This window comes from Variovorax xiamenensis, assembly GCF_050916385.1.
In the GTDB taxonomy this organism is placed as follows: domain Bacteria; phylum Pseudomonadota; class Gammaproteobacteria; order Burkholderiales; family Burkholderiaceae_C; genus Variovorax.
Genome location: NZ_CP139038.1, coordinates 2,929,747 through 2,952,478 on the forward strand (window position 1 = coordinate 2,929,747; position 22,732 = coordinate 2,952,478).

Consider the following 22,732-nt stretch of genomic DNA (forward strand, 5'->3'; position numbering starts at 1 on the left):
AGCGAGCCGGTCAACCCAGCGCCGTTCGCAGCCTTGCCGCCAGCCGGCCGGCTTCGGCGGCGGTGGCGATGTTGGTGAAGCCCATCAGCAGCCCTTGCGCGCCGGGTGCCGAGACACCGCGTGCCGACAGCGGCTGGCAGTTGAGCCCGGCCTGCTGCGCGCGGCGGGCCAGCGTCACGTCGTCTTCTTCGCGCCCGTCGAAGCGCGCGATGAGGTGCATGCCGCCGCTGCGCAGGTCGATGCGCACCGCGTCGCCGAAAGCCTTCTGCAGCGCCGCCACGAGCATTGCGCGCCGGCGTGCGTAGAGCAGGCGCATCTTCTTCAGGTGGCGTGGGAAGTGGCCTTCGCGCATGAAGTCGGCCACCACGGCCTGCGTGCTCTGCGGGCTGCCGTTCGACCAGGTGCGCGCCGCTTCCTCGAAGCGCGCGCACAGCGATTCGGGAACCACCAGGTAGCCCAGCGCCAGTCCCGGAAAGAGCACCTTCGAGAAGCTGCCGGCGTACAGCACGCGATCGTGGCCGTCGAGGCTCTTGAGCGCGGGCAGCGGCGCGCCGGCATAGCGGTACTCGCCGTCGTAGTCGTCCTCGACGACCCAGGCGTTCGCCTTCGAGGCCCAGTCGAGCAGCTGCAGCCGCCGCGCGAGCGTCATCGACACGCCCAGCGGCGCCTGGTGCGAAGGCGTCACGACGGCCATGCGGGCTTGCGGCGCCTTGCGCAGGCCGCGGGCGACGACAAGGCCGTCCTCGTCCACGGGCACCGGTACCGCGCGATGGCCGGCGGCGCGCAGCACCTCCTGCGTCGACGGAAACCCGGGGTCCTCGATCCACACGCGGTCGTCCTTCTTCAGCAGCGTGCGCGCGACGAGCGCGAGCGACGCGCGATAGCCGCCCGTCACCAGCACCTGCGAGGCATGGCACGAGACGCCGCGCGACACCAGCAGGTAGGCCGCGATCGCCTCGCGCAGCGGCGCATGGCCGCAAGGGTCGCCGTAGAACATGTCGGCCGCGTTCATCGCCCGTGCGCGGCGCGCGGCGAGGCGCGACCACAGCTTGCGCGGAAACGCATCGAGCGCCGGGATGCCCAGCTGCATGAGCGGCGGCTCGCCTGGTTGCTTGAGGGGGTCTCCACTCAGTGGAGCACCGGCGCGACGGGGTGGCTCGCGTCGCACCGCCCGATGCGTCGGCAGCGACGGCGACACCACGGTGCCCGCCTGTCCGTGCGACGAGAAATAGCCTTCGCCCACCAGCTGGTTGTAGGCCGCCTCGATGGTGCCGCGCGCCACGCCGAGCTCGGCCGCGAGGCTGCGCGCCGAGGCGACGCGGTCGCCGGGGCGCAGTGCGCCTTGCTCGATGGCACTGCGATAGCGCTCGTAGACCTGGCGGAACAGCGGCGTCTTCTTCGCCCGGTCGATCTCGGGGACGCTTGGCGAGTGCTGTGGCTTGGACATCATGGCCTGGTCATTCTGACGATTCTTGGCTCTTTTGGATGGGTCATCGTAGACCTAAGCTCGTCCCCATGAACAGCCTGGAAGGAAGAATGCAATGAGCGAGAAGGTATTTTTGGCGGGCGCCACCGGTGCGGTCGGTGTCGCGCTGGTTCCGATGCTGATCGGCGCGGGCTACACCGTGCATGGCAGCACGCGCCGGGCCGAGCGTGCGGATGCGCTGGAGGCGATGGGCGTGCATCCGGTGGTCGTCGACGTGTTCGACGCGGCGGCCCTGCGCGAAGCGCTGGTGCGCATCGCGCCATGGGGCGTGATCCACCAGCTCACCGACCTGCCCAAGGATCTGGACCCGGCCCGCATGGCCGAGGCCGCGGTGCTCAACGCGCGGGTGCGCACCGAGGGCACGCGCAACCTCGTGGCCGCGGCGCAGGCGGCGGGTGCGAAGCGGCTGGTGGCGCAGAGCATTGCGTGGGCCTACGCGCCGGGGCCGAAGCCTTACACCGAAGCGCAGCCCCTGGACATCGAGGCCGAAGGCGCGCGCCGCGTCAGCGTGGACGGTGTGGTTGCGCTGGAGCAAAGCGTGATGGGCGCGCAGGGCATGACGGCCACCGTGCTGCGCTACGGGCAGCTCCACGGGCCCAACACCTCGAGCGAAACGCCCAGGGGCACGAGCCCGCTGCATGTGGAGGCCGCCGCGCGGGCTGCCCTGCTGGCGCTGCAGCGTTCCCCGGGGGGCATCTTCAATATCGCGGAAGACGGCGCCGAATCCAGCAGCGAGAAGGCGAAGCAGGTGCTGGGATGGCGGGCCGATGCGCGGTCGGGAGCAACGCCGTGAACGCGCAGCCGATCTTCATGCAGCGTCGCGCGGGCATCGGCTTCACCGTGCTCGCGATCGCGGCGGCGGGCTGGGCCTTGCTGCCGCATGCGAGCAAACAATCGACGGTGCAGCTCATCGACGATATCTGCAGCACCGTGAGCCGGCCGATGTTCTCGTCGGCGCCCGCGCCCGAGGGCTCTGCCGCCGCCGCGCGGCCTCGTACCTCGGTCAAGGTGATTTCTTGCGAGGCGCTGCCCCATGTGCCCGGCAAGTCGGTGACCACCGCCATCGTCGACTTTCCGCCGATGGCCTATTCGCCAGCGCACCGGCATCCGGGCTCGGTGACGGCGATCATTCTCGAAGGCACGGTGCGTTCGCAGTTGGCTGGTGGCCCGGTGGGCGACTACAAGGTGGGCGAGACATTCTTCGAGCCACCGCGCGCGCTGCATCTGTTCGCGGAGAACCCCGATCCGGTGAAGCCGGCCAGGCTGGTGTCGGTGTTCGTGACCGAGGAGAACTGCGGGCCGCTGGTGCTGCCGCCCTGAGCGGCGCCGCGTTCGTTCAGGCAGTCGCCTCGAAGGCCGCGTGATACGAGACGGTGCCCGAGGGCATCGCGCCGGCCAGGAGCAGTGCCTGGAAGTATTGCGGCGGCACACCGGGGTAGATCAGCCCCGGCGTGGCCGCGAAGCCGAAGCGGCCGTAGTAGGCAGGGTCGCCAAGCACCACGCAACCCGCTGCGCCCAACTCGCGCAATGCGGTCAGCGCCTTGTTCACGAGCTGCGTGCCGATGCCCTGTCCCTGATGCCCGGGTGTGACCGAAACCGGGCCGAGCCCGTACCAGTCGGCCGAGCCGTCGGAAATGCGCACCGGCGAGATTGCGACGTGGCCGACGACGAGCCCGCTGGCATCCTCCGCAACGAGCGAGACTGAAAGCTGGCCGGCGCGCCGCAAGGCGGTGACGATGAATTGCTCCGTGTGGCTCGAATGCTCGGCCTCGAGAAAGGCCGCGACTGTCACGGCCTCGATGGCCGTAGCGTCGGATGCTGCTTCGTTTCTGATCTTGATGTTCATCTATCGCATCTTCTCGCCGTCGCGCACCGATTCGACCGCGCCGTTGTAGAACCTCACGATGCCGAGGAAGTTGCCCTGGCCGCGGTGATACACCCAGTCTTCCATCGGCACGCATGCCTGCGTCACCACCTGCTGCGCCGGGCCGCCCGGGTAGGGAGAAGGCACCCAGGCCACCTGCGGGCGGGGCACGCAGACGAACTCCTTGGACATCGGCTCGCCGCATTTCTGCACCACGGAGAACTTGGAATCGCCCACGCCGGAGAGCGATCCGCCGCAGCTCAGCGACTGGGCCGATGCGCCGCCGGCGTGCATGAGGGCGACAAGACAGAAGAGGGCGCTCGCGGCGAATGTGCGCATGGTGTCGGAAGGCTCCTTGTGCAGGCTGGGACCGCGGCCGGTCCCGATAGTTTCCCTTGCCTTCATCAGGACCTCGATCCGCGCAGCTTCGCGACGCCGAAGCCCAGCGCGACGGCCGCGCAGAGAAACACGAGCAGGGTCAGCCAGATCGACCGCGTGAACGCATAGGTGCCCAGCCCCGCGCCGGCGGACAGAACGACGGCCATCCATTCGAGCACGGGATCGATCCAACTCCTGGGCTTGCTCCTGTGTTCCACGGGCCGGGACGCCGCTCCTTCTTTTCGCGGCTTTCGTTGCCTCGGATCGGGAAAGAGGGCTCTCAATTCCGGTGGGGGCCACGGGCCATCCGGCGATGCGCCGACGCCAGCCAGCAGCCAGACCGGGTCGGCGTCGTGGCGCGAGAGATCGGACATGAGGTTGGCGAGGGCGCTGCTGTCGCCCAGCCGGTCGATGAGGGTCAATTCGGCGCGAAGCCACGGCTCGGCATCGGCGGCATCGGGCAGCCCTTCGGTTCGCAGCAGGATGTGGCTCGCGAAGCCTTGTGCGGTCCAGGCCTCGAAGCCTTCGTAGAGCGGCCGGTAGCCCTCGCCGATGGCTGCGACGACGGCTTCGCGCCGCGCTGCGAGCCGTGCGAGCGCGGTGGCCTTGTCGGTGACGAGATACGGGTAGGTGGCTTCGGCGCCGAAGTCTTCCAGGCACTCCTCGCGTTCGATGGTGCTGTCTTCGTCGTCGACGTCGTACGAGTCGATGAAGCGTGCGTGGCGGATGTCGCCTTCGCTGAAGAGCGCGCGCCAGAACAGCGGAAAGAAGGCATTGGCTTCCAGCTCTGCACCGTGGCCGAAGAAGCCGCGCCATTCGTTGCGGCTGCCTTCGGGCATGCGCGGCAGGTTCGAGCTGGAAAGGTAGATGGGGTGGGACATCTTTTTCTTCTTCGCTCCGGGACGGAGCGCGCCATCTTACGGGCGGGCATGTGGATTACGCCCTTGTAATCCGCGTGAAAGGCGGTGGCCGGGCGGGCTTTCCAGAATCCGGCGGTGTCGGTCTGTCTGCTTTCTTCTTCATTCCTCATCCATCTCAAGGAGCATCGCATCATGAAATACGCATTCCTCGCCACCTCCGCCTTCGCAACGCTGCTCGCCGTGTTCGCCTCCGGCGCGTCGGCCTCTGGTGCGCACAACGACGCCATCGGCAAGCCCGGCGTGGCCGCCAAGGCGACCCGCACGGTCGAGGTCGACATGACGGACGGCATGCGCTTCACGCCCGCCGACATCAGCGTCAAGCAGGGCGAGACCGTGCGCTTCGTGGTCAGGAACTCGGGCAAGCTGAAGCACGAGCTGGTGCTGGGCACCGCGCAGGAGCTGAAGTCGCACTACGCCGCGATGATGAAGAACCCGGAGATGGAGCACGCCGAGCCGAACATGGTGACGCTGGCGCCGGGCAAGACCGGTGAAGTCGTCTGGCAGTTCACGAAAGCCGGGAAGGTCGATTTCGGATGCCTGCAGCCGGGGCACTACGACGCGGGGATGAAGGGCGTGGTGAGCGTGGCGCAGGCTGGTCGATAGATAGGGGCATTGAGGGCGTGGCGGTCGGGATTGGATAGATTCCCAGGAGCAACCTGGCAACACACCCGCACCTGTCTTCACATGCACCTGGACCCCCGGCACCTTCTTCCCGCTCCGCCAGCAGGCATCGAATGGCTCGCAGTGAATCTCGGCGAGTCGGAAGACAGCGTCTATCGCCGCAGCGATGGCTCGGCATTCGCCAAGGTGTCGGTCGGAAGTGCCGGCGGCGTGGAGTCGCTGGCCGGCGAACGGCTTCGCACCGAATGGCTGGCGCCTTTCGATCTGGGGTCCGCGAAAGTGCTCGACTGGCGTGCATCGCCAGCGGGTGCCTGCCTGGTGACGAGTGCCGTTCCCGGCGTGCCCGCGAGCGAACTTTCCGCTGAAAAGCTGCTGCAGGCGTGGCCTTCGATGGCGCGGCGGCTCAGGCTGCTACACGAAGTTCCTGCGGCGGATTGCCCGTTCGCACGCGCTCTCTCGACGATGTTCGATCGCGCCGCGGACGTGGTCGCGCGCGATGCGGTCAACAAGGAGTTCCTGGACCCGGATCAGCAGGACATTCCACCGCCGCTGCTTCTCGATGCCCTGCGCGTGCAATTGCCGCAGCGCCTGGCGCAGGAGGCACGCGACCGCGTGGTGTGCCACGGCGATGCGTGCATGCCGAACTTCATGGTCGATCCGCAGACGCTTCGCTGCACCGGGCTGATCGACCTGGGCCGGCTCGGCACCGCCGACCGGTACGTCGACCTGTCGCTCTTTCTCGCGAATGCACGCGACAGCTGGCGCGGCCCGGACGACGAGCTTGCTGCTCGCAGAAGCCTGTTCGACACCCTGGAGATCGGCGAGCCCGATGACGGGCGGCTCGAGTTCTACCTGCGCCTCGATCCGCTGACCTGGGGCTGAGGGGGCACGCCCGCTGCGGCGCTGCGATTGTTTCCATCGCATGAACGCCGCGGTTCTTTTTGCTGCGGGTTTTTACCTATTCGGCGGCTCACAATTCATTCCACAGACCAGCCGAAAACAAACAAGCCAGTCTGGATGAACAGGCCCCGAGCGAGGTGGCCGCCCCCGAAAGGGACGGTGCCCCACCCAAGACCGGTTCGAAACCATCCCGTATGCAAAGAACTGAATTGAAGGAAATCCAAATGACCGCCTCGAAGCTCCTCTCCGCCATCGCCGTTGCTCTGCTGGCCGCCGCCGGTGCCGCCCATGCCGAAAGCTATGACGGCGTGCATCAACTGACCTCGGCCGCAAGCCGTGCCGACGTTGCCAGCCAGGCCGTGGTTGCCGCACGCAGCGGCAATCCGTATGCAGACGGCGCCAACCAGGGCCCCGTGCAGCTGATCGCTTCCACCACCAGCCGCGCCGCCGTCCGCGCCGAAGCCGTGGCCGCCGCCCACAGCGAGAACCCGTATGCCGAAGGCGTGACCTCGCGTGTCGCTCCGGTCCTGGCCAGCGGCGTCGATCGCTCCACCGTGCGTGCCGCTGCCCGTGCGGCAGCGCGCGGCGATGCACTGCCGCTGTAATCGTCGGTAGCGCGAAAAGCGCGAAAGCAAAAAAAGCCGGGCCCCGCGAAAGCAGGGCCCGGCTTTTTGTTTGCTCGTTTGTTCGTGTATCCGGCTGTGAATCTGGTGCGCGCAGCCTTCAGTAGACGCGCTCTTCGATAGGCCCGACGCGATCGGGATAGAAGGCCACGTAGTCCTTGAGTTGCGAGACCGAGTCGTACGGCGACTCGTAGGTCCACACCGCATTCACCGAGCGCTCGCCGCCGGCGGGGATGCTGTAGTAGTTGCACTCGCCCTTGTACGGGCAGTAGGTCGCATGCCTGGTGCGTTCCAGCAGCGACATCTTCACGTCTTTGCGAGGGAAGTAGTGCACCGTACCGAAATGCGCCTCGCGCACGGTCAGTGCCTCGCGCGTATCGGCAATGACGCGGCCGTCGACCGACACCACCACGCGCAGCGGATTGGGTGTGATGGTGATCGGGTGGTCGGGGCCGGGGGTCTTGATGGTGCGCTCTGCGGTAGCGAACATGGAAAGCTCCTTAGTCCTCAGGTCAGATCAGGTGACACAAGAATCGGGGGATGCGGATATTGCCGCGACCGCGTGTCGATTTGAAGTCCCTTGAAAATCAGCCCATTCCCGACATGGTTAAAGGCCAGGACCCCATCAGAAGCGCTCTGCAAGCCTTTCGGCTTCATTTCGTGCCCGGGCCAGGGAGGCCGCGACGGCCTCCGGTGAGGCAAGCGTTGGTGCCGCCGTCAGCTCGACAACGTGGTCGATTCCGAGGAAGCCGAGCCAGGTGCGCATGTATGGTTTCTGGAAATCCTTATCGTGCGACGGCACGCCCACGGGATAGTCCCCGGCACTCGAATAGACGAGCGCCGCGCGCTTGCCGTGCAGCAGGCCGCTATAGCCTTCCTGTGGCGTCCAGAGCCAGTTTTCGCCTGGCAAGGTAACGATATCGATGTAGTGCTTCAGTATGTAAGGAATGCCGAAATTCCACATCGGCAGACTGAAGACGTACTTGTCGGCTGCATTGAAGGCGCGTGCCAGTTGCACGGCGCCTTGCCAGCGGCGCTTCTGTTCCTCGGTGGCGCTGGTGGAACGCAGCACGGCGAACTTGGCTTCGATCATCGTCGCGTCGAACGCGGGAAGCTCCATGTCCCAGAGGCACAGCGTCTCGATCTCCACCTCGGGATGAAGTTCGCGATGCCGTTGCAGGAAGTGGCGAGCCGTGTCGGTGGAGCGCGAACGTTCGCCGGAAGGCGATGCCTCGATATGCAGGATGCGTGTGGTCACGATTCTGTTTCCTTTACGCATCAGGCGTTGACCAGGCGCAGGCCCACGGTGCCGCCGATCACCATGGCGATGCATGCCAGGCGCACCGCCGAGAGCGCTTCGCCGAAGAAGAACACGCCCATCAGCACCACGCCCACCGAGCCGATGCCGGTCCAGATCGCGTAGGCCGGGCCCAGCGGCAGGTAGCGCAGCGCCCGGGCCAGCAGGTAGATGCTGAGCAGCGCGGTCAGCACGCCGATCACCGACGGCACGAGCCGCGACCAGTCTTCCGACTGCTTGAGCGCGGCGGCCATCGCGATCTCGACCAGTCCGGCCGCCAGCAGAAATATCCAACCCATGAAAAAACTCCTTCGATGTCGTTCGTTGCGGAAAAGAGGAACCGGATAATTCCGGCCCGGGCACCGATCAACAAGTACGCACCTTCTGGTAACCATGGGAAATTCAAAGATGCCGTCGCAGAAGACCTTGGATGTGGCAGAGGCCGAGCCGGCTCCCGCCGATGTGTGGAGCGCGGACTGTCCCTCGCGCCGCGTGCTGGAGCTCATCGCCAACAAGTGGGCGCTGCTGCTCATTCCGCTCTTGCGCGGCAAGCCGCAGCGCAACAACGAGCTGCTGCGCAAGGTGGGCGGCATCTCGCAGAAGATGCTCACGCAGACGCTGCGCGACCTGGAGCTCAACGGGCTGGTGCTGCGCGAAGACCACCAGACCGTGCCGCCGCACGTCGAATACAGGCTGAGCCCCCTGGGGCTGTCGCTGAGCAGGACGCTGATCGCGGTCGACCGCTGGGCCGAGGCCAATCACGCGCAGATCGATGCGGCGCGAGAGGAGGCGCGGAAGTGAGGAAGAACCCGTTCGCCGCTCTTGCCGTCCTCCTGTTCGCCGGCCTGCTGACCGCAGGCGCGCAGGCGCAGCAGCAGACGTGGCCTTCGAAGCCGGTGCGCGTGATCGTTCCCGCGCCCGCCGGCAGTTCGCTCGACCTGATCGCCCGCACGCTCGCCGATCGCCTGCGCGTGATGTGGAAGCAGCCCGTGGTGATCGAAACCAAGGCCGGCGCCGGCGGCCTGATCGGCATGGACACCGTCGCCAAGGCGCCGCACGACGGCTACACGCTGGGCATCGGCTTCAACGGACCGATCGCATTCGGTCCCTACATGTACGCCCGCATGCCTTATGCGCCCGCGCGCGACCTCATCCCGATCGTGCTCACGACCTCGCAGCCCAACGTGCTCGCGGTGCAGGCCGACAACCCCGCCAGCACGCTGCCCGAATTCGTCGAATGGGCGAAGAAGCGCGGCAACAGGTTCAGCTATGCGTCGGTGGGGGCGGGCAGTTCGTCGCATCTCACGATGGAGCTCTTCCGCAGCGCGACGCACATCGAGGCGGTGCATGTGCCGTATTCGGGCTCGCCGCCCGCCGGGCTTTCGCTGGCGGCCGGCGACACGCAAGCGCTCTTCACGGTGGCGCCGGCGCTGCTGCCGCTGATCCAGGGCCAGCGTGTGAAGCTCATCGCCATCACCAGCGCGAAGCGTTCCGAACTCATGAAGGACCTGCCCACGGTGGCTGAGTCGGGCTATCCCGGCTTCGAGTCGCTGGCCTGGAACGGCCTTTTCACCGCCGCCGGCACGCCGCACGAGGTGGTGGAGCGGATCAATGCCGACGTCAACGCCGTGCTGCGCGAGCCGGCGGTGCGCGAACTGCTGGCCAACCAGGGACTGGTGGCAGGCGGCGGTTCGCCCGAGGAGTTCAGGGCCTTCATCGATGCCGAGGGCCGCAAATGGGGCGCGATCATCGCCAAGGTCGGCATCCGGCTCGACCAGTGAGGCGGCGAGTCAGGGAAGCGGAAGGCTGGTGAGCGACACTCCGGCACCCCCACCCAAAGAATCATCGAGGAAGGAAGAGAAGAACATGGAACAGCAGCCCGCGACCCCATTCCCCAGCGACATCTACACCGAGCCGGAGCCCGATCCGCACACGCTGGCCAACCTGGGCCCGCTCGCCGCGCTGGCCGGCATCTGGACCGGCACCGCCGGCCACGACGTGAGCCCCAAGGAAGACGGCCCCGAAGCCGAGGCCTACATCGAGCATGCGGAGTTCCAGCCCATCGACGCGCAGACCAACGGGCCGCAGATCTTCTACGGGCTGCGCTACCACCTGCGCATCGTCAAGCCCGACGAGGTCGAGAGCTTCCACGACCAGGTCGGCTACTGGCTCTGGGAGCCATCCACGGGCGCGCTGATCCAGACGCTGACCATTCCGCGCGGGCTCACCGCCATGGCCACCGGCCGCGCCAAGGCCGACGACCGCAGCTTCAGGCTCGAGGCCGTGCGCGGCGGCGAGACCAACGGCATCGTGGCCAACCCGTTCCTGGAGCACGCGTTCAAGACGCTGCGCTACAGCATCGAGGTGACGGTGCACGACGACGGCAGCTGGTCGTACGAGCTCGAGACGGTGCTGGACGTGCTCGGCAAGCCCGAGCCCTTCAGTCACACCGACCGCAACACGATGCGCAAGATCGGCGAGCCCACGCCGAACCCGACGGCGCGCGCGGCGATGGAAGCGGAAGCGGGCACCGCGGCGGCCTGAACCGTCTCTACGCCGCGAGCGCTGCTTCCACGTCCGCGTGGAAGCGCGCCGAGCAGCATTCCGTAGCCCCGAAGTACAGCGACGACTGCGCGCCGCTCGTGAGCGTGGACTGCGCCGACACGCCGAGCGCGAAATCTTCGTCGAGCGCACCCCAGAACGATTCGACGTTCCTGCGCCAGTAGTTGGTCGACTTCTCCGTCTTCGGCAACTCGGGGATCAGCGTGCTCGCGATCACGCGCGAGCGGCCCGGCGACTCCGGCAGCACCGTGAACGCATTGGCGTGATCGCCCTCGTGCAGGATGAAGGTCGCGGGGAAGAAGTAGTAGATGATGTTCGAGTGCGGCCCTACCTGCCACTCATGCTCGGGTACATCACGCAGCCCCTCGATGCTGCGCTTGGGCAGGAAGAGGCGCTGGTGTTGCCGCTCGTGGTCGGCCACCAGCAGGTTGTCGTAGAAGAGCCCGGCGATGCTGTCGCGGTGCGCGTACTGGAAGTGGTACGTCTCCAGGTTGGCCTCGAAGGGGATCTTCCAGTTGGCCGCGTTGTCGAAGGCGCGCTGGTGGAAAGGCACCCAGCCGTCGTAGCCCCACGAACGCAGGTCGGCGCCGAAGCGGCCCAGCCACTCGCCCATGTCGAGCCAGTCGTTTTCTCCATCGGCCAGCACGCGCGGAATGGCCCAGACGAAGCCCAGCGCCTCCGCGACCGGCACGCGCGCCAGGCTGCATTGCGATGCCGGTGCATGCGGAAAGTCTTCGGCCGAGGGGCGGCCGCGCAGGGCGCCATCGAGGCCGTAGGTCCAGCTGTGATAAGGGCAGATCAGCGCGCGCTGGCCCGGCGATGCGCCGGGCGGCTTCAGCCGGGCGCCGCGATGGCGGCAGGCGTTGACGAAGCCATTGATCTTTCCGTCCTGCCCGCGCACGAACAGCAGTGGGATGCCGGCCACGTCGATCGCGAAGCTGTCGCCGGCATTCGGCAGCGAGCCCGAAGGACACAGCGCCAGCGGATAGCGGCGGAAGATGCGCTCCACCTCCAGCTCGTGGCGTGCCGGATCGATGTATCGCGTCACCGGGCTCACGGCCGGCTCGCCGCGCTCGCTGCCGCCGGTCTCGATCAGCGCGAGCGCGCGCCGGACAAGAGCGATCTGTTCTTCTTGCTGCATGCGCGCGATTGTGGCGAGAGGAGCGCGCCATGGCTTGGCTCAACTGGTCATCTTCGCCCAGACGGACGGGTGGAGAACGCCAGCCCTCAGTCCAGCCGCAGCGACCCGAGCCGCTCGACGATCAGGTCGTGCAGCGTCTGCGCGGCCACCGACAGGCTGCCCTCGCGCCGCTGCACCAGGTAGAGCGTGCGTGTGAGGGCAGCTACCGGCAGCGGCCGTGTCACCAGCGTTTCGCGCTGGAAGTGGAACAGCGTGAGCGCCGGAACCACGCTGATGCCCAGGCCGGCTTCGACCAGTCCCATCACGGTGGCCAGGTGCTCCACTTCGAACACTGCGTTCAGTCTCTGCGGATGCAGCGCCGCGTCGAGCGCCTGCCGCACGCTGCTGTTGCGCGCCATCTGGATGAACGGGTAGGGCGCGATCTTCTTGACCGTCAGCCGTGGCTCGTGCGCGAGCGGATGGTCGGCGCGGCACACGAGGTGGAAGCGGTCGGTGCAGAGCCTGCTTGCGCGCAGGTCGCTGTCGGCCGTGCCGCCCGCGCCCGAGGCAGCGAGCGCGAAGTCGGCCTGGCCGCTGCGCACGAGTGCGATGCAGGCATCGGAGAGCGCGTCATCCAGGTCGATGCGGATGCCCGGCCAGGCCTGCATGAACTCCGCGAAGACGGTCGGCAGCCAGCCGGCCGCGAGCGAAGGCAGGGCGGCCACGCGCACGCGGCCCTTGCGGCGCTCGACATGGTCGGCAAGGTCGCCCATGGCGCTGCCCATGTCGTCGAGCAGCCGGCGCGCCGAGCCTTCGAAGAGCCGGCCTTCGGGCGTGAGCTGCACGCTGCGCGTGTCGCGGTCGAAAAGCCGTGTGCCGACGGCGTCTTCGAGCGTGCGTATCAGCGCGCTGAAGGCGGGCTGCGACAGATGGCTGCCCTGCGCCGCGCGCGTGAAGTTGCGGTGCTCGGCCAGCGCGAGAAAGGCGCGCAGCTGGCGCGTCGAGAGGTCGGGCGTCTTCCTCATGTCTTTTCTGTCTCCGGTGCCTGTGGCCGGCTTTTTATTTGAAAAGCGGATCAATCGATCCGTATTTTCGATTTTACGGATGACCGGCCGCTGCCTAAAGTGCGCCGCGATGAACCTCATTGACAAGCCAACGCTGTTGATCGGCTGCGCCGCAGGCTTCTCGGGCGACCGCACCGACGCCGCCGGGCCGGTGGTCGACACGCTGATCGCGCGGCTGGCCGCTGGTCCGCAGGGGCAGCGTGCCTTCCTGATCTTCGAGACCTTGGCCGAACGCACGCTCGCGCTGGCCCAGCTGCGCCGCCGCGACAACCCCGAGGCTGGCTACGAGCCGCTGCTCGACCACATGCTGCGGCCCGTGCTCGCGCGCTGCCTGGCGCATGGCATCCGCATCGTGAGCAATTTCGGCGCGGCCAATCCGCGTGCCGCAGCACGGCACATCGCCCGCATGGCGCGCGAACTCGGTGCGGGCGCACCGCGCATCGCGGTGGTGGAGGGCGACGACCTGTCGGGCCCGGAGCATCGCGCGATGCTGCAGGAGGCGCTCGGCGCGCGCATCGCGGGCCTGCGCGTGGTGAGCGCCAATGCCTATATCGGCGCCGAGCCCATCGCCGCCGCGCTCGACGCTGGCGCGCAGATCGTGGTGTGCGGCCGCGTGGCCGATCCGTCGCTGACAGTCGGCCCTGCCATGTCGCATTTCGGCTGGCGCGCCGACGACTGGAACCGGCTGGCCCGCGCGACCATGGCCGGCCATCTGCTCGAATGCGGTGCCCAGGTGTGCGGCGGCTACTTCGCCGACCCGGGCTACAAGGACGTGCCGGGGCTGGAATCGGTGGGCTTCCCGATTGCCGAGATCGACGCCGACGGCCGCTGCACCATCTTCAAGGCCGACGGCACGGGCGGCCTCGTGAGCGAGGCGACGGTGAAGGAACAGCTGCTCTACGAGGTGCACGACCCGGCGGCCTACCTGACGCCCGACGTGGTCGCCGACATTTCCGAAGCCGAGGTGCAGGCGCTCGCGGGCACCGATCGGGTCGCGCTCTCGGGCGTGTGCGGTCACGCGCGGCCGGACCGCTACAAGGTCAACGTGTGCCATGAAGGCGGCTGGCTGGCCGAGGGCGAAATCTCCTACGCCGGCCCACGCGCCGAGGCCCGGGCCCGGCTCGCGGCGGATGTGCTGAGACAGCGCCTCGACGGCCTCTCGCTGCGCGTGGACCTGATCGGCGCGCTGAGCATCTTCGGCGACGACGCCGGCCGTGCGCTGGCGGATACGCCCGATGCCGGCCTGCGCGACGTGCGCCTGCGCGTCGCGGCTTCGCACGCCGAGCGCGCGCAGGCCGAGCGGTTGGTGCGCGAGGTGACGGCGCTCTACACCTGCGGCCCGGCGGGCGGCGGTGGCGTGCGCACCGCGCTCACGCCCAGGCTGAACACGCTGTCGTGCCTGCTGCCGCGCGAGGCGATACCGGTGCGCTTCGAACTGATTCCGCAGGAGGAACTGGCATGAACGGCATTGCAGACGCCGTCGAAGTGCCGCTGTACCGCGCCGCCCACGGCCGCACCGGCGACAAGGGCGACCGGTCGAACATCAGCGTCATCGCCTGGCATCCGCGGCTCTATCCCGTGCTGGTCGGGCAGCTCACGCCCGAGCGCGTGGCGGCGCAATTCCACCATCGCGCGCCTTCGCAGGTGCAGCGCTTCCTGCTGCCCAAGCTGCACGCGATGAACTTCGTGCTCGATGCGGTGCTCGACGGCGGCGTCAACGACGCACTGAACCTCGACACGCACGGCAAGGCGCTTTCCTTCCTGCTGCTCGACATGCCGGTGCGCGTGCCGCGCGAGCTCGAACCGCTGCTGGCCGGGCCGTAGCCGCGGCGTCCCTTTTTCCCCTTTTTCCTTTTTTTTCACCTGACTCATACGGAGACAAGACAATGAAGCTGTTCCCCCTCGCCGCGCTGGCTGCCGCCATGGTCGTGGCATCGCTGCCGGGCCACGCGCAGACCTTCCCCGAGAAGCCCATCACCTTCGTCGTGCCCTTCGCGGCGGGCACCGCCACCGACCAGATCGCACGCGCGCTCGGCAACCAGATCACCGCCGAGACGAAGCAGGCCGTGGTCATCGACAACAGGGCCGGCGCCAGCGGCTTCATCGCCTCGCAGAACGTCGCCAAGGCTCCGGCCGACGGCTACACGGTGCTCATCACCACCAACACCACGCACGCGGCCAACGAGCACCTGTTCAAGAAGCTGCCCTACGACCCGGTGAAGGACTTCGCGCCAGTCGCCGCGCTGGGCAAGGGCGGCCAGATCATGGTGGTGAACCCCACGTTCCCCGCGAAGAGCGTGGCCGAGTTCATCGCGCTCGCAAAGAAGGAGCCGGGCAAGTACAGCTTCGGCAGCGGCAGCTCTTCGAGCCGCATGGCGGGCGAGCTGCTGCAGCAGATGGCCGATATCAGGCTGCTGCACGTGCCCTACAAGAGCAACACGCTCGCCGTGACCGACCTGCTGGGCGGGCAGATCAACATGATGATCACCGACACCGCCACCGGCCTGCCGCAGGTCAAGGCCGGCAAGCTGCGCGCGCTGGGCTTCTCCAGCTCCACGCGCTCGGCGCTCGCGCCCGACGTGCCAACCATCGCCGAAGCCGGGGTGAAGGGCTACGAGATGGGCTACTGGTTCGCGGCCTACGCGCCCGCGAAGACGCCGCCGGCCGTGGTCAAGCGGCTCAACGAGCTGCTGGTGAAGGCTGCGAAGAGCGAGGCCGCGAAAACCGCGTTCTACGAGCCGACCGGCACCGAGGTGTTCACCAGTTCGCCCGAGGAGCTCGGCAAGTTCCAGGCTGGCGAGTCGCAGAAGTGGGGCCGCATCGTGAAGGCCGCCGGCATCGAGGCCGAGTGACCTGACGGCCCGCCAAGCCGGGCAGCCTGTACGCCGTAGCGGAGATCGGCGCCGCGCGCAGACAAAAGATCCACAACGAAGGAGACAAACCATGAAACGCTGGAGCCTCAGGGCTGCCACGGTGGCTTCGGCCGCCCTTTTTCTTCTGAGCGGCTGCGGTGGCAGCGGCGGCGGGGGAGGCGGTGGGCTACTGCTGCCGCCCGTGACCACGCCGCCGGCCACGACACCACCGGCGACCGCCTCCGCGCCGAAATACAAGCTCGCCATCACCGCCACGGAAGATGTGCCGGGCACCTTCGGCAGCGCCGGCGCCTACGAGAAGATCAGCGGCACCTTCACCGGAGAGGTCGATCCGAAGGACGCGCGCAACGCGATCATCCAGGACCTGCAGCTCGCGCCGCTCAACGCCAACGGCAAGGTCGAGTACACGTCCGACTTCGTGCTCTTCAAGCCCAAGGACATGAGCAAGGCCAGCGGCGTGCTGCGCTACGACGCGCCGAACCGCGGCAACATCGTGAACCTCGATCCGTACTTCGCCTCGCGCGGCTATGTGTTCCTCACGGCCGCATGGCAAGGCGACGTGCCGGCCGCGGCCGGCAAGCTCACGCTGAAGGTGCCGGTCGCGAAGAATGCCGACGGCAGCAGCATCACCGGCACCTATCGCGCCGAGCTGCTGCCCACCGCCGCGACCAACGATTCGCTGCCGCTGCCCGGCGGTCCGTTCAATGCCGCGATGCAGGCCTACGCCACCGCGAGCCTGGACAACACGAAGCCCGGCTACGTGCTCACGCGCCGCATCAACGAAGGCGACGCGCGCCAGCTCATTCCCGCGAGCGAATGGAAGTTCGCCAAGTGCAGCGCTGCCGCGCCGTTTCCCGGCACGCCCGACGAGACCAACGTGTGCCTGAAGGACAAGTGGGACCCCGCCTACCTGTACGAGCTGGTCTACGTCGCTAAAGACCCGAAGGTCATGGGCCTGGGTCTCGCGGCGTTGCGCGACATGATCACCTTCTTCCATCGCGACGCCAGCGATTCGTCCGGCACGGCCAACCCGGTAGCTGCTGCGATAAGGAACACGATCGCCTCCGGCGTCTCGCAGTGCGGCAACTTCATGAAGACCTTCGTGCATCTCGGCTTCAACGAGGACCGCGCGGGCCAGAAAGTGTTCGACGGCGTGTTCGCGCAGATCGCGGCGCGGCAGACCAACATCAACATGCGCTTCTCCATCCCCGGCGGTGGCGGCGGCGTGCGTTCCGACCACACGGCCTTCGGGCAGGCCGGCACGCGTGGCCTTTCGAAGGACTATGTGGACGACGTGGCACAGCGTCGCGGCGGCATCCTGTCGCGCTGCGAGGCGAGCGGCACCTGCCCCAAGCTCTTCATCGGCTTCAGCGGCACCGAGTTCTACGTGCTGCAGGGTTCGCCGCTGCTGACCGACGCCTGGGGCACGACCGATCTCGTGCAGCCCGCCAACGCGCGCGTCTACTACTACGCGAGCACGCACCACCTGCTGGGTCTCGCATCGCTGCCGGGCGCGAGCGCCGGCGCGCTCTACGCGACCAACGGCAATGCCGGCGTGATCCCGGTGGTGCGCGCGCTGTACCAGAACCTTGAAGACTGGGTCGTCAAGGGCACGACGCCGCCCGACAGCCAGGTCCCGAAGATCGCCGACGCCACGTTGGTGCGCCCGCAGCAGGTCAAGTTCCCGGCCATTCCGGGCGTGAGCTACACCGGTCTCGTCAACACCTACTCGCTGCTCGACTGGGGCCCGAACTACCGCCCGCAGGACGAGAGCGGCATCGCCACGCAGGTGCCACCTGCCTACCTGGGCCGCGACTACGCGATCCTGGTGCCGCAGGTGGACACCGACGGCAACGACATCGCCGGCATCCGCAGCCTCGACGTGGCCGTGCCGCTGGGCACCAACACCGGCTGGAACTACACCAGCGTGCCCGGGCGCATCGACCAGGCGGGCCTATTCGGCTCGTACTTCCCGCTCGCGAAGACGGCCGCGCTGCGTGGAGCGGATCCGCGCCCCTCGCTGCAGGAGCGCTATACCGACCAGGCGGGCTACGTGGCGGCAGTGACTGCTGCCGCCAACGACCTGGTGGCGAAGCGCTTCATGCTGCGCGTGGATGCGGACGCGGCGATCGCGAATGCGGTGGCCAATCCCGTGCTGCCCTGAGACTCGAGACATCTGCTGTGATGCACGCAGTGGTCGGACCCTCAGCGGGTTCGGCCAGTCGGCCTGCGGGCCCAATCGACTTATCACTGCAATGCGTGTGTCCTCCAATTGATGGGCTCGCCGGAAGGCGTGCCTATCAAAAAAAGGGGGGAACATGTCGACTGAAATCAATTCAGTGGGGCGAGCTCAGCATTCCGAGCCGACCTTCACTCTCTACGGACGGATTGCCGCAGGCTTCATCGGTAAGATGAGCAGGCCCAAGCCGAGCCTGCACATTTCGCTGGTGATCGATGATGCCTACAGCGGTATCACCGTAATCGATGGGCAACCTACATATGGAGAAGCCGGCCTGCGGAATGTCCTGCGAATCAGGACCAACATCTATGCAAATCAGTTGCCGGGTGAAGCGCTCATCAAGATTCCCCTCGACCCCCCGAGCGGTATGAGCCGTCAAACGTTCGCGCAGGAGCTGATCAAGCGGGCGTTGAACTTTGCAAGCTATGTCTCGCCGTACAGTTTTCCGGCCAAAGTGAGAGGCGAGAAGATGAACCCCGGTGAGTACAACAGCAGTTCGTATCTCGCAGCATTGCTTCGCAGCGTGATGGGGTATGTGCCGGAACTAAAGGTGGCCGGCTATCAGATGCCCGGTTGGGAGGAGCCCATGCCCCTGCATTTCTTCAAGGGCGAGGCCCTGCGGTGAAAGTCGGTTGGCGACTTGCTCTGAGCGTCGCCCTCTGGGCGGTCGCATTTCCTGTCATCGGTGTGTTGACCTCGGTGCTCGCCAGGACGATCTATCCGACCATCACCACCGACTGGTTGCCTGTTCCGCTTGCGTGGACGGCAATGGTCCTGTGGGGGCTCTGGATCTACTGGCGTCGCGTACCTTCCACCCCGAGCATTCCAAGGCGTGTCATGTATCTCGCGCTTTTTGCACTGCTCATGGTGATCGTCGGCATCCTTGCACTGGACTTCGCCATCGTGCTGGTCGTTGTGATCTTTGGCGTCTGATTTGCGGCGGCCTACCGGAGTCAGGTTGGAGAAGTGCCGGCATAAGCGCTGCCGGCATCTGCTTCAGGCAGTGTGCGCCGCGAATCCCGACTTGCCCGGCGCGATGTGCTCGCGCAGGGTCAGGGCGGGAATCTCGTAGTCGCCCGCGTTCTGGCGGCGGAAGGGAATCGGGTCGGCGGTGAAGAGCGTGTCCAGCCGTTGGCCCAGTTCATCCGTGATGCGCGCATAGGCGGCCTCGTCGACCTTGTGGGTGCGATGCACCACGTAGGGCGGCAGCACGTCGAAGCCGGGGTAGTAGAGGATGCCGTGGTGGATCGGGAAGAGCAGGTCGTCCATCGGGCCGTTGATGCCGCGCGGCGCATAGTGCGAGGCCCAGCCGCCGGTCGTGACCACCAGCATGGCGCGCTTGCCGGCCATGACGCCTTCGCCGAAGCGGTCGCCCCAGTGGGTGTCTGAATGCTCGCCCACGCCGTAGGCAAAGCCGTAGGCGTAGATGCGCTCGATCCAGCCCTTGAGGATGGCGGGCATCGAATACCACCAGAGCGGGAATTGCAGGATCACCGCGTCGGCCCAGAGCAGCTTTTCCTGCTCGGCGGCGATGTCGGCGGTCTGGGTGCCTGCCTCGAAGGCCTGTTGCGAATCGAGTGCCGGGTCGAAGCGCGCGGTGGCGTCGCGCGCGGGAAAGTCGTCGGCATCGAGCGCCGGCTTCCAGCGCATGGCGTACAGGTCGGACACGCGCACGGTGTGGCCGGCGGCGGCAAGGCGATCGGCCATGAAGCGATGGAGCGCGCCGTTGAGCGAGGCGGCTTCGGGATGGGCAAGTACCAGCAGGACGTTCATGATTTCGTTGGGGTTCGAGTGGAGATGCCCTCAGGTTAGGTGTCATGGAGATATATTGGAAATGAATAGTCTGAATTCCAGGAATTGCCATGAACAATTTCAGCCGCCTCGACCTCAACCTGCTGGTCACCCTCGACACCTTGCTGGCCGAGCGCAACGTCACGCGTGCTGCCGAGCGGCTGAACCTTTCGCAGCCCTCGGTGAGCGTGCAGCTGGCCAAGCTGCGGGAGGTGTTCGGCGATCCGCTGCTGCTGCCCGCGCAGCGGGGCATGCGGCCCACCGCGCGGGCCGATGAACTGCGCGAGCCGCTGCGCGACGCGCTGGAGGCGCTGGGCCGTGCGGTGGCGCCGACACGGCCCTTCGAGCCGGCCGAGGCCGTCACCACATGGCGCGTTGCAGCCGCCGACTACGCCGAGTCGGCCATCCTGCTGCCGGCGCTGGCCGGGCTGCGAGCGGCGGCGCCCAACACGCGGCTGGCCGTGGTGGAGGCGGTGCCTTCGCGCATGGCGCGGCAGCTCGAAAGCGGCGAGATCGATCTCTTCTTCCACACCAGCGTGGGCGCGCCGCCGGGGCTGCATGCGCGTGTGCTCTTCAACGAGCGCTATGTGCTCGTTGGGCGCGCCGGCCATCCGCGCCTGAAGCGCCGGCCGACGCTCGCGCAGTTCTGCGCGCTGGAGCATGTGGTGGTGTCGCTCGGCGGCGGCGGCTTCGCGGGGCCCACCGACGAGGCGCTGGCGCAGAAGGGCCTGGCGCGGCGGGTCGTGCTGTCGGTGCCGCATTTTCTTTTCATGATGTCGGCGGTAGCTGGCACCGACATGGTCGCGATGCTGCCCGAGCGGCTGGCGCGCGGCGCGGCCGGGCTGAGCGTGGTGGAGGCGCCGCTGGAGGTGCCCGGCTACGAGATGGCGATGCTCTGGCACGAGCGCCGGCATCGCGATCCGGCGCACAGGTGGCTGCGCGAGCACATCGCGGCGAGCCTCTGAGCCGGGTCAGGCCACGCCCAGGATCTTGTTGCTGCCGGCTCCGGCCGCGCGCTCCAGCGGAAGCCAGAGCACGAAGCGCGTGCCGGCGGCGCCCGCTTCCCAGTTCACGGTGCCGCCGATCTCCTGGGCGCGCCGCTGCTGGTTGCGCAGGCCGCGGCCGCCGCGCCGCATGGCCTCGCTCACGTCGAAGCCGCCGCCGTTGTCCTCGACGATCACGCACACGCCGTCGTCCACCGTCGTGGTGCTGACGCAGATGGTGGTGGCGCGCGTGTGGCGCAGCACGTTGGCCACGCACTCCTGGACGATGCGCAGGATGTGCAGCGCGCCGTCCGGGTCCAGCCATGAGAGGGCGGGCACGGGCTGCACCTCCCATTGGAGGGCGATGCCCGCGCTCTCGATGCGCGGCGCCAGGCGAAAGCGCATGGTCGCCAGCAGCAGGAGCAGGTCGGCGTCGACGCTTTCCATGGAGTCGATCACCAGCCGCAGGTCTTCCATGCAGCCCTTGAGCACGCGGGAGATCTCGGCCTCGGACATGGCGCCGCGTTCCACCGATCGGATCGCGCTGATGAGCGAAGAGCCCAGCCCGTCGTGCATGTCCTGCATGAGGCGGCGGCGCTCGGCGCTGAGCATGTGCTGGTTCTCGCTCACGCGCAGCCGCTGGTAGCTCTGCTCCAGCTCGGCCTCGCGCTCCTTCAGGCGTAGGGCCAGGCCCCTGTTCAGCCTGCCCACTTCGGCGAAGGCGCCGGTGTAGCGCTGGAACATGATGTATGAGAAGACGAAGAACAGGCTGATGATGGCGTAGGGAGACATGTACACGCTCTCCGGGCTCACCAGGTTGTTCTGCAGCAGCCCGTCGTAGGAGGTCAGCGCGAGCGCGAACACCGTCCAGCCCGCCACCAGCCGCCCCTCGTTCTGCTGGTTGCGCAGCGACTTGCGCAGGTTCACCGTGAAGATCAGCACCGCCACCGGCAGTACCGCGAGATTGAGCAGCGGCGTGAACAGGTAGAGGCTGACGATCTTTTCCGACAGGTGCGGCAGCGTCGAGACGCTGCAGGCCACCGCCAGCGTCACCGCGATGCGGGTGAGCCAGACCGAGGGCTGCTGGTGCAGGCGCTGCAGGAACAGGTGGATGAGGATGACCAGCCAGAGCAGGCTGGAGACGGTCATCCATTCGAACCACTCGTCGGAAATCGGGATGTAGCTGCCGCCCGCGTAGTAGTGCAGCGTCCTGAAGAAGGCGAGCGCGGAGATGGCGAAGAACAGCAGGTAGAGCAGTTCGCGCCTGCGGCCCAGCCACACCGCGAAAGCGAATGCGCCGACCGCCAGGAAGGCCGCGCTGCCCATGAAGGGCAACTGCACCTGCAGCAGCTGGCGGGTCTGGTAGCGCCAGCTCAGCGATTCCTCGTCGCCCACCCAGACGGTGGAGAACCCGCTGCCGCTGTTGCGCAGGCGGTCCACGCGGATCAGCACCGTCTTGGGCGGCGGCGTGTCGGCCGTCGGGTTCAGCGGCAGCAGCAGCGGATGGTTGTAGCCGTTGTGGATTGGGCTGCCATGCGACTGGTAGAGCAGGGCGCCGTCGCCGTACACCGCGATGTGGCCCAGGGTCTTCCAGCGCGGGAGATAGAGCAGCTGGGGCTCGCGCGACGGCGGGATGCCGGAGAGGTCGAGGCGGTACCAGTCGGTGACGGTGCGCGCGCCGCTGGCCGCGTCGGGCACCAGTTCGCGCCCGACCGTGTACGGGAGGTTGACGTTTCTCCAGCCCTTTTCAGGAAGCGAAGCCTCCTGCGCGTCGCGCGGCGGCGCGGTGTAGCCGTTGCCGGTGACGGAGAGCAGCTCGGCCCGGGTGATGTGGACGGCCTCGTCGGCATGGGGTGATTGCGGCGCCGCCGTCGTCGCCGGTGCCTGCTCGGCGGCGCTCACTGAAGACAGGAGTACTGGCGCGGCGGCCAGCAAAAGCTTCGCGATCCACCTGCCGATTCGCCAACAGCTCTTGCTGCCCAGCCTCATAGATCGCTTTTGCCTTGGAAGT

26 protein-coding genes are annotated in these 22,732 nt (G+C 67.4%); 15 read left to right on the plus strand and 11 right to left on the minus strand.

What is annotated here, in order from left to right:
* Positions 1-10: 10 nt before the first annotated feature.
* Entirely contained in the window at positions 11-1,450 is a 1,440-nt protein-coding gene (locus SFB74_RS13070) for a PLP-dependent aminotransferase family protein (RefSeq protein WP_432731220.1), read from the minus strand.
* Positions 1,451-1,541: 91 nt separating this feature from the next.
* On the opposite strand from SFB74_RS13070, the gene SFB74_RS13075 reads away from it, so the two are divergent.
* Together SFB74_RS13075 and SFB74_RS13080 are read left to right on the plus strand one after the other, a co-directional pair.
* Positions 1,542-2,279 carry an NAD-dependent epimerase/dehydratase family protein gene (locus SFB74_RS13075; protein WP_432731221.1) on the plus strand — a complete coding sequence of 246 codons (738 nt, stop codon included), beginning with the start codon at positions 1,542-1,544 and terminating at the stop codon, positions 2,277-2,279.
* 17 nt (positions 2,280-2,296) lie between these two features.
* A complete protein-coding gene (locus SFB74_RS13080; RefSeq protein ID WP_432731932.1) occupies positions 2,297-2,806 on the plus strand; it encodes a cupin domain-containing protein in 510 nt (169 codons plus the stop codon).
* A gap of 16 nt (positions 2,807-2,822) precedes the next feature.
* On the opposite strand, the gene SFB74_RS13085 is transcribed toward SFB74_RS13080, so the two are convergent.
* The 3 genes from SFB74_RS13085 to SFB74_RS13095 all read right to left on the minus strand — a co-directional run bounded on the left by SFB74_RS13085 (position 2,823) and on the right by SFB74_RS13095 (position 4,609).
* Positions 2,823-3,332, minus strand: a complete 510-nt coding sequence (locus SFB74_RS13085) for a GNAT family N-acetyltransferase (RefSeq protein WP_432731222.1) — start codon at positions 3,330-3,332, stop codon at positions 2,823-2,825.
* Entirely contained in the window at positions 3,333-3,689 is a 357-nt protein-coding gene (locus SFB74_RS13090) for a DUF2845 domain-containing protein (protein WP_432731223.1), read from the minus strand.
* A 65-nt stretch (positions 3,690-3,754) separates the two neighbouring features.
* Positions 3,755-4,609: a hypothetical protein gene (locus SFB74_RS13095; protein WP_432731224.1), complete on the minus strand. Its 855-nt coding sequence runs from the start codon at positions 4,607-4,609 to the stop codon at positions 3,755-3,757.
* A gap of 171 nt (positions 4,610-4,780) precedes the next feature.
* On the opposite strand from SFB74_RS13095, the gene SFB74_RS13100 reads away from it, so the two are divergent.
* From SFB74_RS13100 to SFB74_RS13110, 3 genes are all read left to right on the plus strand, one after another.
* A complete protein-coding gene (locus SFB74_RS13100; RefSeq protein ID WP_432731225.1) occupies positions 4,781-5,251 on the plus strand; it encodes a cupredoxin domain-containing protein in 471 nt (156 codons plus the stop codon).
* Between the two features lie 81 nt (positions 5,252-5,332).
* A complete protein-coding gene (locus SFB74_RS13105) occupies positions 5,333-6,151 on the plus strand; it encodes an APH(3'') family aminoglycoside O-phosphotransferase (protein ID WP_432731226.1) in 819 nt (272 codons plus the stop codon).
* Positions 6,152-6,393: 242 nt separating this feature from the next.
* Positions 6,394-6,774 carry a helicase SNF2 gene (locus tag SFB74_RS13110; protein ID WP_432731227.1) on the plus strand — a complete coding sequence of 127 codons (381 nt, stop codon included), beginning with the start codon at positions 6,394-6,396 and terminating at the stop codon, positions 6,772-6,774.
* A gap of 118 nt (positions 6,775-6,892) precedes the next feature.
* On the opposite strand, the gene SFB74_RS13115 is transcribed toward SFB74_RS13110, so the two are convergent.
* The 3 genes from SFB74_RS13115 to SFB74_RS13125 all read right to left on the minus strand — a co-directional run bounded on the left by SFB74_RS13115 (position 6,893) and on the right by SFB74_RS13125 (position 8,388).
* Positions 6,893-7,282 carry a DUF427 domain-containing protein gene (locus SFB74_RS13115; protein ID WP_432731228.1) on the minus strand — a complete coding sequence of 130 codons (390 nt, stop codon included), beginning with the start codon at positions 7,280-7,282 and terminating at the stop codon, positions 6,893-6,895.
* A 135-nt stretch (positions 7,283-7,417) separates the two neighbouring features.
* Complete coding sequence (locus tag SFB74_RS13120; RefSeq protein ID WP_432731229.1) at positions 7,418-8,050, minus strand: FMN-dependent NADH-azoreductase; 633 nt, start codon at positions 8,048-8,050, stop codon at positions 7,418-7,420.
* 20 nt (positions 8,051-8,070) lie between these two features.
* Positions 8,071-8,388 (minus strand): DMT family transporter, encoded by a 318-nt coding sequence (locus SFB74_RS13125; protein ID WP_432731230.1) that lies wholly within the window; start codon positions 8,386-8,388, stop codon positions 8,071-8,073.
* Positions 8,389-8,497: 109 nt separating this feature from the next.
* Between SFB74_RS13125 and SFB74_RS13130 the strand changes: the two genes are divergently transcribed.
* From SFB74_RS13130 to SFB74_RS13140, 3 genes are all read left to right on the plus strand, one after another.
* On the plus strand, positions 8,498-8,890 hold the full coding sequence (locus tag SFB74_RS13130) for a winged helix-turn-helix transcriptional regulator (protein WP_432731231.1): 393 nt from the start codon (positions 8,498-8,500) through the stop codon (positions 8,888-8,890).
* Entirely contained in the window at positions 8,887-9,870 is a 984-nt protein-coding gene (locus SFB74_RS13135) for a Bug family tripartite tricarboxylate transporter substrate binding protein (RefSeq protein ID WP_432731232.1), read from the plus strand. The genes SFB74_RS13130 and SFB74_RS13135 overlap by 4 nt, the downstream gene beginning before the upstream one ends.
* 85 nt (positions 9,871-9,955) lie before the next feature.
* Entirely contained in the window at positions 9,956-10,633 is a 678-nt protein-coding gene (locus SFB74_RS13140) for an FABP family protein (RefSeq protein WP_432731233.1), read from the plus strand.
* A gap of 7 nt (positions 10,634-10,640) precedes the next feature.
* Here SFB74_RS13140 and SFB74_RS13145 read toward each other — a convergent pair whose 3' ends face one another.
* Entirely contained in the window at positions 10,641-11,792 is a 1,152-nt protein-coding gene (locus tag SFB74_RS13145) for an aromatic ring-hydroxylating oxygenase subunit alpha (protein WP_432731234.1), read from the minus strand.
* Positions 11,793-11,878: 86 nt separating this feature from the next.
* Positions 11,879-12,796, minus strand: coding sequence for a LysR family transcriptional regulator (locus tag SFB74_RS13150; protein WP_432731235.1), 918 nt, complete (start codon positions 12,794-12,796; stop codon positions 11,879-11,881).
* 109 nt (positions 12,797-12,905) lie between these two features.
* Between SFB74_RS13150 and SFB74_RS13155 the strand changes: the two genes are divergently transcribed.
* The 6 genes from SFB74_RS13155 (at position 12,906) to SFB74_RS13180 (ending at position 18,880) form a co-directional block, all read left to right on the plus strand.
* On the plus strand, positions 12,906-14,297 hold the full coding sequence (locus tag SFB74_RS13155; RefSeq protein ID WP_432731236.1) for an acyclic terpene utilization AtuA family protein: 1,392 nt from the start codon (positions 12,906-12,908) through the stop codon (positions 14,295-14,297).
* The gene (locus tag SFB74_RS13160; RefSeq protein WP_432731237.1) at positions 14,294-14,659 is read left to right on the plus strand and encodes an AtuA-related protein; all 366 of its coding nucleotides are present in this window, start codon (positions 14,294-14,296) and stop codon (positions 14,657-14,659) included. The genes SFB74_RS13155 and SFB74_RS13160 overlap by 4 nt, the downstream gene beginning before the upstream one ends.
* A 62-nt stretch (positions 14,660-14,721) precedes the next feature.
* Entirely contained in the window at positions 14,722-15,687 is a 966-nt protein-coding gene (locus SFB74_RS13165) for a Bug family tripartite tricarboxylate transporter substrate binding protein (protein WP_432731238.1), read from the plus strand.
* A gap of 91 nt (positions 15,688-15,778) precedes the next feature.
* Entirely contained in the window at positions 15,779-17,872 is a 2,094-nt protein-coding gene (locus tag SFB74_RS13170; RefSeq protein WP_432731240.1) for an alpha/beta hydrolase domain-containing protein, read from the plus strand.
* Between the two features lie 154 nt (positions 17,873-18,026).
* A complete protein-coding gene (locus SFB74_RS13175) occupies positions 18,027-18,572 on the plus strand; it encodes a hypothetical protein (protein ID WP_432731242.1) in 546 nt (181 codons plus the stop codon).
* Positions 18,569-18,880, plus strand: coding sequence for a hypothetical protein (locus tag SFB74_RS13180; RefSeq protein ID WP_432731243.1), 312 nt, complete (start codon positions 18,569-18,571; stop codon positions 18,878-18,880). The genes SFB74_RS13175 and SFB74_RS13180 overlap by 4 nt, the downstream gene beginning before the upstream one ends.
* A 63-nt stretch (positions 18,881-18,943) precedes the next feature.
* Here the strand turns inward: SFB74_RS13180 and SFB74_RS13185 are convergent, their stop codons facing one another.
* A complete protein-coding gene (locus SFB74_RS13185) occupies positions 18,944-19,720 on the minus strand; it encodes an NAD(P)H-dependent oxidoreductase (RefSeq protein WP_432731245.1) in 777 nt (258 codons plus the stop codon).
* A gap of 89 nt (positions 19,721-19,809) precedes the next feature.
* Here SFB74_RS13185 and SFB74_RS13190 point away from each other — a divergent pair, with 89 nt between their 5' ends.
* A complete protein-coding gene (locus tag SFB74_RS13190) occupies positions 19,810-20,703 on the plus strand; it encodes a LysR family transcriptional regulator (protein ID WP_432731246.1) in 894 nt (297 codons plus the stop codon).
* A 6-nt stretch (positions 20,704-20,709) separates the two neighbouring features.
* Here the strand turns inward: SFB74_RS13190 and SFB74_RS13195 are convergent, their stop codons facing one another.
* On the minus strand, positions 20,710-22,623 hold the full coding sequence (locus SFB74_RS13195) for an ATP-binding protein (protein ID WP_432731247.1): 1,914 nt from the start codon (positions 22,621-22,623) through the stop codon (positions 20,710-20,712).
* Positions 22,624-22,732 lie beyond the last annotated feature (109 nt).

Coding starts and splice junctions, on each gene's coding strand:
- SFB74_RS13100 (WP_432731225.1), top strand. CDS start 4,781: ATGAAATACGCATTCCTCGCCACCTCCGCCTTCGCAACGCTGCTCGCC.
- SFB74_RS13125 (WP_432731230.1), bottom strand. CDS start 8,388: ATGGGTTGGATATTTCTGCTGGCGGCCGGACTGGTCGAGATCGCGATG.
- SFB74_RS13165 (WP_432731238.1), top strand. CDS start 14,722: ATGAAGCTGTTCCCCCTCGCCGCGCTGGCTGCCGCCATGGTCGTGGCA.
- SFB74_RS13085 (WP_432731222.1), bottom strand. CDS start 3,332: ATGAACATCAAGATCAGAAACGAAGCAGCATCCGACGCTACGGCCATC.
- SFB74_RS13190 (WP_432731246.1), top strand. CDS start 19,810: ATGAACAATTTCAGCCGCCTCGACCTCAACCTGCTGGTCACCCTCGAC.
- SFB74_RS13160 (WP_432731237.1), top strand. CDS start 14,294: ATGAACGGCATTGCAGACGCCGTCGAAGTGCCGCTGTACCGCGCCGCC.
- SFB74_RS13070 (WP_432731220.1), bottom strand. CDS start 1,450: ATGATGTCCAAGCCACAGCACTCGCCAAGCGTCCCCGAGATCGACCGG.
- SFB74_RS13185 (WP_432731245.1), bottom strand. CDS start 19,720: ATGAACGTCCTGCTGGTACTTGCCCATCCCGAAGCCGCCTCGCTCAAC.
- SFB74_RS13080 (WP_432731932.1), top strand. CDS start 2,297: ATGCAGCGTCGCGCGGGCATCGGCTTCACCGTGCTCGCGATCGCGGCG.
- SFB74_RS13145 (WP_432731234.1), bottom strand. CDS start 11,792: ATGCAGCAAGAAGAACAGATCGCTCTTGTCCGGCGCGCGCTCGCGCTG.
- SFB74_RS13095 (WP_432731224.1), bottom strand. CDS start 4,609: ATGTCCCACCCCATCTACCTTTCCAGCTCGAACCTGCCGCGCATGCCC.
- SFB74_RS13075 (WP_432731221.1), top strand. CDS start 1,542: ATGAGCGAGAAGGTATTTTTGGCGGGCGCCACCGGTGCGGTCGGTGTC.
- SFB74_RS13155 (WP_432731236.1), top strand. CDS start 12,906: ATGAACCTCATTGACAAGCCAACGCTGTTGATCGGCTGCGCCGCAGGC.
- SFB74_RS13175 (WP_432731242.1), top strand. CDS start 18,027: ATGTCGACTGAAATCAATTCAGTGGGGCGAGCTCAGCATTCCGAGCCG.
- SFB74_RS13130 (WP_432731231.1), top strand. CDS start 8,498: ATGCCGTCGCAGAAGACCTTGGATGTGGCAGAGGCCGAGCCGGCTCCC.
- SFB74_RS13140 (WP_432731233.1), top strand. CDS start 9,956: ATGGAACAGCAGCCCGCGACCCCATTCCCCAGCGACATCTACACCGAG.
- SFB74_RS13170 (WP_432731240.1), top strand. CDS start 15,779: ATGAAACGCTGGAGCCTCAGGGCTGCCACGGTGGCTTCGGCCGCCCTT.
- SFB74_RS13150 (WP_432731235.1), bottom strand. CDS start 12,796: ATGAGGAAGACGCCCGACCTCTCGACGCGCCAGCTGCGCGCCTTTCTC.
- SFB74_RS13110 (WP_432731227.1), top strand. CDS start 6,394: ATGACCGCCTCGAAGCTCCTCTCCGCCATCGCCGTTGCTCTGCTGGCC.
- SFB74_RS13115 (WP_432731228.1), bottom strand. CDS start 7,282: ATGTTCGCTACCGCAGAGCGCACCATCAAGACCCCCGGCCCCGACCAC.
- SFB74_RS13105 (WP_432731226.1), top strand. CDS start 5,333: ATGCACCTGGACCCCCGGCACCTTCTTCCCGCTCCGCCAGCAGGCATC.
- SFB74_RS13090 (WP_432731223.1), bottom strand. CDS start 3,689: ATGCGCACATTCGCCGCGAGCGCCCTCTTCTGTCTTGTCGCCCTCATG.